The 13,209-nt window shown below is 42.4% G+C and carries 10 protein-coding genes; 3 read left to right on the top strand and 7 right to left on the bottom strand.

Translation table 11 applies throughout. The features are described from left to right. The first annotated feature begins 17 nt into the window (after positions 1–17). Complete coding sequence (locus LI112_RS06450; protein WP_227190369.1) at positions 18–2,180, top strand: alpha-amylase family glycosyl hydrolase; 2,163 nt, start codon at positions 18–20, stop codon at positions 2,178–2,180. Positions 2,181–2,251: 71 nt separating this feature from the next. Here LI112_RS06450 and LI112_RS06445 read toward each other — a convergent pair whose 3' ends face one another. The 4 genes from LI112_RS06445 to LI112_RS06430 all read right to left on the bottom strand — a co-directional run bounded on the left by LI112_RS06445 (position 2,252) and on the right by LI112_RS06430 (position 7,070). After that, on the bottom strand, positions 2,252–4,804 hold the full coding sequence (locus tag LI112_RS06445) for a cation-translocating P-type ATPase (RefSeq protein ID WP_227190368.1): 2,553 nt from the start codon (positions 4,802–4,804) through the stop codon (positions 2,252–2,254). A 94-nt stretch (positions 4,805–4,898) separates the two neighbouring features. Continuing rightward, on the bottom strand, positions 4,899–5,339 hold the full coding sequence (gene nifU / locus LI112_RS06440; RefSeq protein ID WP_005426917.1) for a Fe-S cluster assembly scaffold protein NifU: 441 nt from the start codon (positions 5,337–5,339) through the stop codon (positions 4,899–4,901). A 78-nt stretch (positions 5,340–5,417) separates the two neighbouring features. Continuing rightward, a complete protein-coding gene (gene nifS, locus LI112_RS06435; RefSeq protein ID WP_005426919.1) occupies positions 5,418–6,605 on the bottom strand; it encodes a cysteine desulfurase NifS in 1,188 nt (395 codons plus the stop codon). A 30-nt stretch (positions 6,606–6,635) separates the two neighbouring features. Further along, a complete protein-coding gene (locus LI112_RS06430) occupies positions 6,636–7,070 on the bottom strand; it encodes an Rrf2 family transcriptional regulator (RefSeq protein ID WP_005426920.1) in 435 nt (144 codons plus the stop codon). A 126-nt stretch (positions 7,071–7,196) separates the two neighbouring features. Between LI112_RS06430 and LI112_RS06425 the strand changes: the two genes are divergently transcribed. Both LI112_RS06425 and LI112_RS06420 read left to right on the top strand, forming a co-directional pair. Beyond that, on the top strand, positions 7,197–8,501 hold the full coding sequence (locus LI112_RS06425) for an oligosaccharide flippase family protein (RefSeq protein ID WP_227190367.1): 1,305 nt from the start codon (positions 7,197–7,199) through the stop codon (positions 8,499–8,501). Between the two features lie 186 nt (positions 8,502–8,687). Next, positions 8,688–9,719: a 3-deoxy-7-phosphoheptulonate synthase gene (locus tag LI112_RS06420; RefSeq protein WP_044925957.1), complete on the top strand. Its 1,032-nt coding sequence runs from the start codon at positions 8,688–8,690 to the stop codon at positions 9,717–9,719. Between the two features lie 47 nt (positions 9,720–9,766). Here LI112_RS06420 and xerD read toward each other — a convergent pair whose 3' ends face one another. The 3 genes from xerD to rny all read right to left on the bottom strand — a co-directional run bounded on the left by xerD (position 9,767) and on the right by rny (position 13,101). Then, entirely contained in the window at positions 9,767–10,651 is an 885-nt protein-coding gene (gene xerD / locus LI112_RS06415) for a site-specific tyrosine recombinase XerD (RefSeq protein ID WP_022389273.1), read from the bottom strand. Between the two features lie 186 nt (positions 10,652–10,837). Beyond that, positions 10,838–11,431 carry a stage II sporulation protein M gene (locus tag LI112_RS06410; protein ID WP_005426928.1) on the bottom strand — a complete coding sequence of 198 codons (594 nt, stop codon included), beginning with the start codon at positions 11,429–11,431 and terminating at the stop codon, positions 10,838–10,840. Between the two features lie 110 nt (positions 11,432–11,541). Beyond that, positions 11,542–13,101 carry a ribonuclease Y gene (gene rny, locus LI112_RS06405; RefSeq protein WP_117592600.1) on the bottom strand — a complete coding sequence of 520 codons (1,560 nt, stop codon included), beginning with the start codon at positions 13,099–13,101 and terminating at the stop codon, positions 11,542–11,544. Positions 13,102–13,209: the final 108 nt, after the last annotated feature.

Raw genomic sequence — 13,209 nt, 5'->3', positions numbered from 1 at the left:
AAAGGAGGAGATCCATCATGGCAAAAAAACGTCTTCAGAAAAAGCGTGAAGCTGCCAAAGCAGAAACCCCGAAAATAACTACAAAAAAAGTTCAACCAATTAAGGTTGAAACAACAAAGACTGAACCTGTTAAAGTCGAGACTAAGAAAACAGAGCCTATCAAGGTTGAAACAAAGAAAGTCGAACCTGCTAAAGTTGAAACGCAAAAAGCTGAAGCTGTCAAAGTTGAAACAGCTAAGGTCGAATCAGCTAAGGTTGAGACTAAAAAAACAGAGACTGCCAAAGTCGAAACTACAAAAGCTGAACCAGTCAAACTGGAAAATAAGCGTGATGATGATCACATCTATCGTGAGCGTCTTGCCCGTCATCTGGACGAGCTGAAATGGCTCTACTGTGAACTGTATCAGGATAACCCATATGTCACAATGCATCTCAATGATCTTCTCAAAGTCCTGAAGAAATTCTATGATATGAGAAATGATGCCTTGAAAGAATCTGATCTGAATCGCGAAAAAGATCCGACATGGTATAAACGCAACGATCTCACCGGTATGATGATGTATGTCAACGCTTTTGCCGGTACTCTTTCCAATCTGGAATCCAAACTGGATTATATACAGGAATGCAATGTCAATTATCTGCATCTGATGCCACTCCTTGACTCCCCGAGGGGACGCAGCGACGGCGGTTATGCAGTTGCTGATTTCCGGAAGGTTCAGGAAGAACTTGGAACCATGGATGATTTTGCAGCACTGACTGCTGCCTGCCATAATCGCGGCATCAACGTCTGCCTGGACTTCGTCATGAACCATACATCCGAAGACCACGAATGGGCAAAACGCGCCCGTGCAGGAGAAAAAGAATATCAGGACCGTTACTTTTTCTTTGATAATTATGATATTCCTTCATTATATGAGCAGACCTGCCCGGAAGTGTTCCCGACAACTGCACCTGGCAACTTCACCTGGCTGGAAGACCTTCATAAACATGTTATGACTACTTTCTATCCGTATCAGTGGGATCTGAACTACCGCAATCCGATCGTCCTGAACGAAATGATCTTTAACATGCTGTACCTGGCTAACCAGGGTGTAGATATTGTCCGTCTGGATGCTGTACCATATATCTGGAAGCAGCTTGGGACGAACTGCCGTAACCTGCCACAGGTTCACACCATCGTTCGTATCATGCGTATGATCTGTGAGATCGTATGCCCTGGCGTTCTTCTTCTCGGAGAAGTTGTCATGGCTCCTGAAAAAGTTGTTCCATATTTCGGAACTGTCGAAAAACCAGAATGTCATCTGCTGTACAACGTTACGACTATGGCAAGCACATGGCACACAGTTGCAACAAAAGATGTCTCCCTGCTTCGCCGTCAGCTGGATATCATCTCCGAACTTCCGAGAGATTATGTATTCCAGAATTATCTGCGTTGCCATGACGATATTGGATGGGGACTGGATTATGAATATCTTGAAAACTTCGGTATTCAGGAAGTACCTCATAAGAAATATCTGAATGATTTCCTTACAGGAAAATATCCAGATTCTTTTGCACGAGGAGAACTTTATAATGATGATCCGCGTCTTGGTGATGCAAGACTGTGCGGAACAACAGCTTCTCTCTGTGGTATTGAGCGTTTTGGATTTGAAGGAAATCAGGAAGGTGTGGACAGAGCTGTCCGTTATGATATTACACTGCATGCATTCATGCTCTCTCAGTCCGGTATCCCGGTAATCTACAGCGGCGACGAGATTGGTCAGGTGAATGATTATTCTTACAAAGATGATCCGGAAAAATCCGATGATTCACGTTATCTTCACAGAGGAAAATTCGACTGGAAGCTGGCTGAAAACCGTCATGATCCTGCTACTGTACAGGGCAAACTTTTCCCTATGCTTGATAAACTGGAGCATATCCGTTCAAGCCATGGTATATTCAACAGCAATGTGCCAATTCATACCATTGACACCTGGGATAATTCCATTCTCGCCTTTGTACGTGAGAATGATGAAGAAAAATTTATCGGAATCTACAATTTCAGCGAAAATGATAAAGTTGCATGGATCAATGAAGAAGATGGTATGTACACAGATCTTATCTCCGGACGTGAGATGGAAGCCAAAGGTGTGCAGATTCCTGCATTCGGATGCTATTGGCTGTGCAGAAATAAACAATAATTTTTAAGTACATAAATATTTAAAAAGGCTCCGGTCAGATTGACCAGAGCCTTTTTATTCGAATTCCTATTCTATTTGCGTAATTTATCAATAAATGCAGTAAATTTTCCTGGGTTTTCTTTATCCAGAGAACGTGCATAGATTCCCTTCAGCCAGACAGTGATCACATCGATCAGTACCGGTGCAAAGGTCATCAGGATGAATACCAGGATGATCATTCCAAAATCCAAAGAACCAAGAGAAAGCAGTTTCTGGAAAATAACGGCCGCCGCAAAGAATATAAACTGCATACCGTAAATGATCGTCTTACGATAGGTATTCAGTGGTGCATAAACGGTCTTCAATGCAGCCATATAGTTCCATCCCGTAACAAGAACACAGGCCGTATTCAACATTTCTGTGGAATGATATACATTCTGACAAACGAGCATGACCGCAAACACACACGATGTAATCGTGAGTGCTGCCGGAAACGCATTGATAAATACATGCCTCAGGAACGTGTGATCAATCTTCTCGTAATTGTTTTCCTGTGCAAGCAGGAATGTCGGAATACCTACCGCACACGCGCTGATCAGCGACATCTGGATCGGTTCAAACGGATACGTATTTCCAAAGAAGATCGTCAGCAATGACAACATAACGGAAAACATCGTCTTGATCAGGAACATGGATGCCGCCGTACGGATGTTGTTTACGACTCTTCGTCCCTGATTTACAATATGCGGCATAGATGCAAAATTTGAATCCAGAAGAACGACATTTGCAATATTCTTTGCAGCATCACTTCCCTGTGCCATGGCAATACTGCAGTCAGCCTCTTTCAGGGCAAGAACATCGTTGACACCGTCACCAGTCATAGCTACTGTATGTCCCTGGGACTGCAGTGCCTGAAGCATCGCTTTTTTCTGCTGTGGCGTCACCCGTCCGAACACGCTGTACTCTGCAACTGCATTCTGAAGCATCTCATCGGATGTCAATGTCGTCGCATCTACATATCTGTCGGCATTTTTAAGTCCGGCACGCTTTGCAATCGCTGCGACCGTCACCGGATCATCACCGGAAATGACCTTAAGATCTACCTCCTGGCTTTCAAAGAATGCCAGTGTATCTGGTGCTTCCTCTCTGATCACATCTGTCATAAGCATCAGTGCAAGCGGTTCCAGTCCCTCTGGAAGTTCTGTCCCTTCTACCATCTGGGAACTATGCGCCAAAACCAGTACTCGAAGCCCGTCTTCAGCATATACCTGACATCGTTCTGTCAGCTCCTGGTTATCTTCTGGAAACAGGAACTGTGCTGCTCCCATCAAATATGTGCCTTTTTCTTCAAAAACGGCACCACTGTATTTTCTGTCGGAAGAAAATGGAATCACATGTTCCAGTGTCATACCCTGCTTTGCCGGAAAACGTTTACGCAATGCATCGATCGTTGCATTCTGATCTTTGAGTACGTACATCATATTGCACATGATCTCGCCGACTTCGTCCATAAATGCCGGACCTGCGTCTGTTTCATCTGCCGAAACCTCAGTTGCAGAAACTTCTGTTATTTCTGTATCGGATACTTCGGCTGCCTGTACTTCTGTCTGTCTGAATTCCGTATCCATTTCTGTCAGTTCTGCTGATTCCGTAATCTCGGCCAGTCCTGCATCGACTTCCGCATCCGTACTCTCATCTTTAGAAACTCTGTAAGGCTCCACACGCTCCACGCACATGGTTCCTTCGGTGATCGTACCAGTCTTGTCCAGACAAAGTGTGTCAACTCTGGCAAGCGTCTCAATACAATAGAGCTCCTGCACCAGTGTCTTCTTATTAGCAAGGACAAGTGCTCCAAGTGTCAGTGCAACGCTGGTCAGAAGAACAAGGCCTTCCGGGATCATACCAAGGACTCCGGCTACCATACTTACGATAGAATCCTTAAATGTATCTCCGACAATATAGTACTGCTTGTAAAACAACAACGCTCCAATCGGTACAATAATGATACTGATCACCTTCAGAATCGCATTCAGAGAATTCTTCAGTTCTGAATTGTGACGCTTGAATTCTTTTGCCTCACTGGTGATCTGGGCTGCATAGTTGTCCTTTCCGACATGGATGATCTGACAGTTTGCCTCTCCGGAAGTCACAAAACTTCCGGAAAAAAGCTCATCTCCCACATTCTTGGGAAGATTGTCTGATTCACCAGTCAAAAGAGATTCATTGACCTCTACACTGCCTTCAAGCACCCTCGCATCTGCCGGTACCTGATCACCGGTCTTGAGACAGACCACGTCATCCAGTACCAGTTCTTCTGTCGGAACGGTCCATTTCTGTCCTTCACGGATAACAACTGATTTTCTCGCTGTAAGGATTGCCAGCTTATCGATTGTTTTCTTGGCACGTATCTCCTGTGCAATACCGATCAGAGTATTGATAACAATGATACATACAAAAAATGCATTCTTATAAGAGCCAACCAGAAGTACAAGCACCAGAAGTACAAGGTTCAGAAAGTTGAAAAATGTCAGTGTGTTTTCTCTTATGATCTGCTTATAGGTCCGGGTATTCGGATTCTCGTCCGCATTAACCTTGCCTTCTGCGATTCGCTCATTTACCTGTTCATCTGTAAGTCCTGTCAACATTTCACCTCACAATTTACTGTTTGCTACAAATTAATATTTCCAAACAGCATTCTCTATTTTACCGTTGGCATTCTCCCCCTCACAGCCGAATTTATTAATATTCTTCTTCCTCTTCACCCTCACTGATGTCAGACTTTGGTTTGTCCAGTCCCTCGATCACGATTCCATGTTTCTGTGCATAATCCCACAGTGCAGCATGGATTGCTTCTTCTGCAAGAAGTGAGCAGTGTACTTTGACCGGCGGAAGTCCGTCCAGAGCTTCCATAACGGCTTTATTTGTGATCTGCATTGCCTCTTCGATAGTTTTTCCTTTTACCATCTCTGTTGCCATACTGCTGGTTGCAACAGCAGCACCACAGCCAAATGTTTTGAATTTGCATTCTTTGATGATATGAGTCTTATCATCGATATCAAGGAACATTCTCATGATATCGCCACATTTAGCGTTACCAACGGTTCCTACACCACTTGCGTTTTCGATTTCTCCTACATTTCTTGGATGCTGAAAATGATCCATAACTTTTTCACTGTACATAATATAACTTCCTCCTGTTATTTTCTTCTTATTTTCTTCGGTCTATCATCGTCTGCCCTTGATAAACACTTTTATTTATTACTGCTGATGTTTCTTGATAAAATCTTCATATAATGGAGACATACTTCTCAGATACTGTACAATTTCTTTCAGTTTATCTACTGTAAAATCAAGATCTTCTTTTGTTGTCTCATCGCTTAAAGTAAGTCTCAGAGAGCCATGTGCAACCTCATGCGGTACACCGATCGCAAGAAGTACATGAGACGGATCCAGAGAACCTGATGTGCATGCAGATCCACTGGAACCGCAGATGCCGTTCTGGTCAAGCATCAGAAGCATAGATTCTCCTTCAATGAACTGGAAACTTACGTTTACATTGTTCGGAAGACGTCTTACTTTGTCACCATTCAGTCTGGAATATGGAATCTCAGTAGTCAGACGATTGATCAGATAATCTCTCAGCTCGATTTCCTTAGCAGTACGTTCTTTCATAGTTCTTACTGCACGTTCTGCTGCTGCACCATATCCAACAATTCCAGGAACATTCTCTGTACCTGCACGACGTTTACGTTCCTGTGCGCCTCCATGTACAAAGGATTTGATCTTGACACCTTTACGAATATAAAGGAAGCCGATTCCTTTCGGTCCATTAATCTTGTGTCCACTGGAGCTCAGCATATCAATGTTGTATTCATCCACATCGATCGGTACCTGACCAAATGCCTGAACTGCATCTGTATGGAACAGGATGCCATGTTCTTTGGCAATACGTCCAATTTCTTTGATTGGCTGAATGGTTCCGATCTCATTGTTTGCAAACATTACAGAAATAAGGATGGTTTCCGGTGTGATTGCTTTTTCCAGTTCATCCAGACGGACAACTCCATTCTCATCCACATCAAGATATGTGATCTTTGCTCCTCTCTCTTTTTCCAGATATTCACATGTATGCAGAATAGCATGATGCTCGATCTTGGTTGTAATAATGTGATTACCTTTGGATTTGTATGCTTCAAAGGTAGCCTTAAGTGCCCAGTTGTCTGCCTCACTTCCGCCTGCTGTAAAATAAATATCTTCTTTTCTGGTATTCAGTGCATCTGCAATCTGCTGTCTTCCTTTTGTTACAGCCTCTTTGCTCTTCTGTGCAAAATCATAGATACTGGAAGGATTTCCATAATATTCAGAAAAATACGGAAGCATTGCATCAAGAACTTCCGGAGCAGTTTTGGTTGTTGCTGCGTTATCCAGATATATTAATTTACTCATGTTTTTTCCTCCTGCTTAAAAAATGAAATTTTACATTTTTTCCTGTTGTTTTTTCCGGCTTTCTTCAATCAACTGATCCAGCATCATAGTATCTACCGCCTGTGTGATACTGTCGTTGATTCGTTTCCACACATATTTCGTCACGCAGATATCGTGATTCTCACAGGTGCTCTCATCTTCCATTCCGGAACACTGTGCAGCTTCCAGACTTCCCTCCAGAACCCTCAGGACATCACCCACGGAAATCTCTGCTGCCGGTCGTCCCAACCGGTAACCACCACCGGCACCTCTGGTACTATCCACCAGACCAGCCTTCTTAAGCTTCGCCATAAGCTGCTCCAGATAGCTGTCTGAGATATTCTGTCGGCTTGCAATACTCTGAATGGAAACGGCTTCTGTTTCACAATGCAGACCCAGATCAATCAATGCTTTGAGACCGTATCTTGCCCTTGTTGACAGTTTCATCCACTCACCTCTTTAATTCCTAGTGTTTTCGTCGGATTTATTTCAAATCATACTTTAGCAGAAACCCTCTGTTCTGTCAAGGAGGTTTTCTGCATATACTGTCAAAAAAGTCACAGGACGTTTTTCATGTCGAAAGAACGATTTTTCAAAGGAACTTTCCTTCTGACTTCTGCTGGCCTGATCAGCCGTATTATGGGCTTCTTTTATAGAATATTCCTTTCACATACCATTGGTGCAGAAGGAATCGGTCTGTATCAGCTGGTTGTTCCTCTGCAGCATCTGGTTCTTGCCATGACCACCTTCGGGATTCAGACAGCACTCTCCCGCCTGATATCCTCTCACACGGCACTTGGAGAAAAAAAAGAAGCGCAGGACTGTTTCCGCATTGGTACCTTTCTTGCTCTTTTTCTCTCCGGTATAGCCGCATGGAGCATTTTTACTTTTTCTGATTTTTTTGCTGTACAGATTTTAAAGGAACCGGCTACTGAATCACTGATTCGCCTGCTCGCCCTAAGTTTTCCCTTTGCTTCCGTCCATCTCTGTGTTAATAGCTACTATCTTGGACTGAAAAAAGCTTCTTTTCCCGCTGCCACACAGATTCTAGAACAGGTCGTCCGTATTTTTTCCACCTGCCTGCTCTGGCAGATCTGTCTTTCCCGCAATATTGCTGTCACCGCAATGATTGCAGTTGCAGGAAGTTTTCTCTCAGAACTTGCCGCTGCTCTGTGTTCTTTTATCTGTGTAAGTCTGAACAGTTCTGTATCTTCACATCATATAGAAAAACCTGTGCAAAAAATATCTGAGATCGGGCATATGGCACTTCCCCTGACTCTGAACCGGCTTCTTCTCTCTGTACTGGCCGCCATCGAAGTTGTATTGATTCCCCAGTGTCTCCGTATGTATGGTCTCTCTCCATCCGAAGCTTTGAGTCTCTATGGAGTTTTTACCGGAATGGCTCTTCCCTGCATTCTTTTTCCTTCTACCGTTACCAGCTCTGCATCTGTCATTCTGATGCCCTCTGTTGCGGAAATGCAGGCACTTGGACACCGCAAAAAAATCCGCTATATCACACGTACCACCTGTACTGCCTGTATCCTTCTCGGATCTTTATGCACCACCTTTTTTTACTTTGGGGGAAATTTTGCCGGAACCATACTTTTCCATAATACAGATGCCGGACTCTACATTCGTACACTTTCATTTATCTGTCCGTTTCTTTATACAAATATTGCACTTACCAGTATTTTGAATGGTCTGGGAAAAACCGGAACAACACTCGTTCACAGTGTTCTCGGGATTCTTCTCCGAATCTCTTTCGTAATATTTGCCATCCCTGTCCTTGGTATACGTGGATATCTGTATGGACTTCTGCTTAGTGAAATTCTGCTCAGTCTTTTACATATTTATGCACTGTATCATATGGAATTTTAGCAATTACACATGGTAACTTTATAAAGTTTTGCGTTAAATATATAACATTTCTATCGACAACCACTTTTTAATCGTTTATAATAAACGCGATATGTCCGATGCTGTCGGACAAACGGGGAACGCCCCGCATATGCAATTATGAATATACCATTATGTCCGGTAAATTCCGGATGCGAGGAGGAAAATATGGGATTCACTTTTTTAAAGAAACTGCCTACACCTGCCGAGATCCGCAACCAGTATCCCATCGATGCTGCAATTCAGGAATTGAAAGCAAAAAGAGATCAGGAGATCCGTGATGTCTTTACAGGCAAATCTGATAAATTTCTTGCAATCATCGGTCCATGTTCTGCCGATAACGAAGATGCTGTTTGTGATTATCTTCTTCGTCTGCGTAAAGTGCAGGATAAAATTGCAGACAAAGTTCTGATCATTCCACGAGTTTATACAAATAAGCCACGTACTACAGGTGAAGGATACAAAGGTATGGTTCATCAGCCAGATCCTGAAAAAGCACCCGATATGCTTGCCGGACTGATTGCCATTCGTAAAATGCATATTCACGCAATTCAGGAAAGCGGTTTCACCTGTGCAGATGAAATGCTTTATCCGGAAAACTATCGTTATCTTTCCGACATTCTCTCTTATGTAGCTGTCGGTGCCCGTTCTGTTGAAGATCAGCAGCATCGCCTTACCGTCAGTGGTATGGATGTGCCTGCCGGCATGAAAAATCCGACCAGCGGCGATTACAGCGTTATGCTGAACTCTGTTGTTGCTGCACAGGGTTCTCATCGTTTTATATACAGAAGCTGGGAAGTTGAAACAACTGGTAATCCTCTTGCACATACCATCCTTCGCGGTGCTGTAAATAAACATGGAGAGGCTATCCCGAACTACCATTACGAAGATCTTCGTCTTCTGTGGGAAAAATATCAGGAAAAGAATCTCCAGAACCCGGCAGTTATCGTAGACACCAACCACTCCAACTCCAACAAAAAGTATGAACAGCAGGTTCGTATCGCCAAAGAAGTTCTTCACAGTCGTATGGTCGATCCTGAACTTCATAAACTGGTAAAAGGTTTCATGATTGAAAGTTATATCGAACCTGGCAATCAGAAGATTGGCGGAAATCATATTTATGGAAAATCCATCACAGATCCATGTCTCGGATGGGAGGAATCCGAAAAACTGCTTTACACAATTGCAGAAATGTGTTAATTACTAAGAACGCCAAAAGGCAGAGCCGTTTATCTGACTCTGCCTTTTTAATGTCTGGGATGTGCTTTCATATACACATCTCTCATTCTTGCTACATTCATTCCCAGATAAATCTGTGTAGAAGAAATATCCGAATGTCCAAGCATTTCCTGCACGCTTTTTACATCTGCTCCGTTCTGCAGCATATGTACCGCAAAGGAATGGCGTAATGTATGTGGTGTAATATCTCTGTGAATTCCGGCATCTACCGCATATCCTTTCAAAACTTTCCAGAATCCCTGTCTGCTCATAGATTTCCCCGAACAGTTTGTAAATAAAGAGGATTCTTTTTTGTTCTTAACAAAAAAACCTCTGGAATGCTCCATATATTGCAAAATTGCATTTCTGCTCACATTGCCGATTGGAATGATCCGCTCTTTTTCTGAATCATGGCAGATCACATATCCCATCTGCAGATTAATATCTGTAATCTGTAAATGGATCAGTTCACTGACTCTCATTCCTGTTGCATACATCAATTCCATCATAGCATTGTCCCGAATACCCTTAGGTGTGTTCAGGTTCGGTTGTTTTAGCAGCCTGTCTACTTCTTCTACCGACAGAATTTCCGGCATTTTTTTCTCTAATTTTGGCGGCTTTAGTGTTTCAGACGGATCTTCCTGCATTTTCCCTGTTCTTATCATATAATGATACAGTGCTCTTATTGATGCAATATTTCTGGAAATTGTAGATAATGCCAGATTCTCCTTCTGCAATTCCTTCAGATAACCTTGTAGATCCGTCTTGGTAACTTCTGAAAAATCCATAATCTTCTGATTACGAAGATATCGGGCCAGTTTTTTCAGATCACGCTCGTATGAAATCTCCGTGTTCTGCGATGCCTTCTTTGCCTCTCGCATATACGCAATAAAATTTTCTATTACTTTTTCCATTCCCATTACTTCCCGTATTATATTAAAAATTTATCTTCCCCAAATGTATCTGTATTATACTTGCAATTTTACATAAAATCAAATCTTTTTTCTGTGCTAAACCCTTTTAAAATCAGGCTTTTCCGTGTTTTCTACAAAATATCGCAGATTTATTGTCAACCAATACTATATATGGTAAAACAACCTTTAAAATATTTTCAAATTCTGTATTAAAATTTTCATTATGACCGGATTGCAGTAAACCTCTGACAGAATTCCAGCACACAGGACAACTGCACATATCAGCATTTTCACTATATAAGTCGATACCTGTCCCGAAAAAGAGCTATGGTTTTTCCAAATTCTCATCGAATATTCATATACATTCTTACTTACAGCAAAAAAACATGGTACGTAAATAATAAACTGAGGAAACATCAGTCCTATGCCGATCAAACCACCGTGAAATCCGAACTGAAGGATTGACATGGTCATCAACATACCCATTCCTATTCCCAACAAAATCATTCCACCTACCGCAACCAAAACCCCAAATATCGTCAGGCCACTGCCAGCAACAAGAAGAAACAAACCTCCCCTCATTCTCAGCACTTTCCAGAAATACTCTCTGCTCCCTTTTTCTGCATAAATTCCCATAAGATATAATGCAGATACTGTATTTTGTTTCCACTGCATTTTATATATCAGATTCGGAAGCACAATCCCAATGACACACCCAATAAAAAACAGATAATAAGCCGGTAATTCTCTGTTTTTATTTACTGATAGTTTTTGTTTCATCTCCTCACCCCATACCAGTCTACGGAGTTTTTCTCAGACTTAGAACATAAAAAAAGGATATGACACTTCTCAGTATCATACCCTTTCTGAACTTCTATGTCCCCGAAAGATTACTTCGCATAATCTACCGCACGGCTCTCACGAATCACATTAACTTTAATCTGACCCGGATATTCCAGTTCAGCTTCGATCTGTTTGGAGATATCTCTTGCCAACAGAACCATATCTGCATCTGTAACCTGTTCCGGTACTACCATTACACGAATTTCCCTGCCTGCCTGAATAGCAAAGGACTTGTCGACTCCCTTAAATTCATTTGTAATGTCTTCCAACTGTTTCAAACGGTTTGTGTAAGTCTCAAGTGTCTCTCTTCTTGCACCCGGCCTTGCTGCTGAAATTGCATCAGCTGCCTGAACAATACATGCAACAAGAGATTCCGGTTCCACATCTCCATGGTGAGACGCAACTGTATTGATGACAACTGCGGATTCTTTGTATTTCTTACAAAGATCTACGCCAATCTGAATATGTGAACCCTCTACCTCATGATCGATAGATTTACCGATATCATGAAGCAATCCGGCACGTTTTGCCATACGGACATCTACACCGATTTCTCCGGCGAGAATTCCTGAAAGCTGTGCCACCTCGATAGAATGTTTCAAAGCATTCTGTCCATAGCTTGAACGGAATTTCATACGTCCAAGAAGTTTCAGCAGTTCTGGATGGATACCGTGAACACCAACATCCATTGCTGCGTTCTCACCATCTTCACGAATCTGTGTTTCTACTTCTTTCTGTGCTTTCTCTACCATTTCTTCGATTCTAGCCGGATGAATACGTCCGTCAACGATGAGTTTCTCCAGAGCCACTCTGGCGATCTCACGGCGAATCGGGTCAAAAGCAGATAAAACGACTGCTTCCGGTGTATCATCAATGATCAGATCAACACCTGTCAGTGTTTCAAGAGTACGAATGTTACGTCCTTCACGTCCGATGATTCTACCCTTCATCTCATCACTTGGAAGCTGTACAACAGAAATTGTAGTCTCTGCGACATGGTCAACTGCACATTTCTGAATTGCATTTACCACGTACTCTTTTGCTTTCTTGCCAGCTTCTTCCTTGGCTCTGTTTTCCAGTTCCTTGTACATTCTGGCAACATCAACTTTGACATCATCTTCTACACTTCTGAGTAACTCGTCTTTTGCCTGGTCGGAGGTCAGACCGGAAATTCTTTCCAGTTCCTGTACTCCTTTTTGTTCAAGTTCGTCTACTTTCTTTTCTCTTTTTTGTAACTCAGCAACTTTTGCTGTGCACTCTGCCTCACGCTTCTCTACTGCATCCGCTTTTTTATCAACCGATTCCTCTTTTGATAAAACACGTCTTTCGTATTTCTGCAGTTCGGATCTTCGTTCCTTGGTTTCCTTCTCAAGTTCATTTTTCGTTCTGAGGGATTCTTCCTTTACTTCCAATAAAGCTTCTCTCTTCTTCGTCTCAGCAGTTTTTAAAGCTTCATCTATGATGCTTCTTGCTCTGTCTTCTGCTGTGCCAACAACTTCAGCATCTTTTTTAGCTTTGTTGTTAACCGCAACCTTGCAAGTAAGAGGAACCGCAATAAGCAGTGCGACCGCTACAGCGACAATTGCTACAATAATTGTAATTGCCACAGGAGCACCTCCTTATTTAGTTTTCATTGTACAAATACAACAATACAAGTTTAGCTGTTTTTAGGATTTATGTCAAGTTTTTCTACATAATTTTTAACTCATAACTGT

The sequence above is a fragment of the Blautia sp. 210820-DFI.6.14 genome (genome assembly GCF_020558815.1).
In the GTDB taxonomy this organism is placed as follows: domain Bacteria; phylum Bacillota; class Clostridia; order Lachnospirales; family Lachnospiraceae; genus Blautia_A; species Blautia_A obeum.
The sequence above is the reverse complement of the archived record's forward strand: the minus strand, read 5'-3'. Positions and strand labels throughout refer to the sequence as shown.

Bases quoted from the DNA above. Each gene is read 5' to 3' on its own strand.
- xerD (WP_022389273.1), bottom strand. From the start codon at position 10,651: ATGGAAAAAGTAATAGAAAATTTTATTGCGTATATGCGAGAGGCAAAG.
- LI112_RS06450 (WP_227190369.1), top strand. From the start codon at position 18: ATGGCAAAAAAACGTCTTCAGAAAAAGCGTGAAGCTGCCAAAGCAGAA.
- LI112_RS06430 (WP_005426920.1), bottom strand. From the start codon at position 7,070: ATGAAACTGTCAACAAGGGCAAGATACGGTCTCAAAGCATTGATTGAT.
- LI112_RS06410 (WP_005426928.1), bottom strand. From the start codon at position 11,431: ATGAAACAAAAACTATCAGTAAATAAAAACAGAGAATTACCGGCTTAT.
- nifU (WP_005426917.1), bottom strand. From the start codon at position 5,339: ATGTACAGTGAAAAAGTTATGGATCATTTTCAGCATCCAAGAAATGTA.
- LI112_RS06445 (WP_227190368.1), bottom strand. From the start codon at position 4,804: ATGTTGACAGGACTTACAGATGAACAGGTAAATGAGCGAATCGCAGAA.
- LI112_RS06420 (WP_044925957.1), top strand. From the start codon at position 8,688: ATGGGATTCACTTTTTTAAAGAAACTGCCTACACCTGCCGAGATCCGC.
- LI112_RS06425 (WP_227190367.1), top strand. From the start codon at position 7,197: ATGTCGAAAGAACGATTTTTCAAAGGAACTTTCCTTCTGACTTCTGCT.
- nifS (WP_005426919.1), bottom strand. From the start codon at position 6,605: ATGAGTAAATTAATATATCTGGATAACGCAGCAACAACCAAAACTGCT.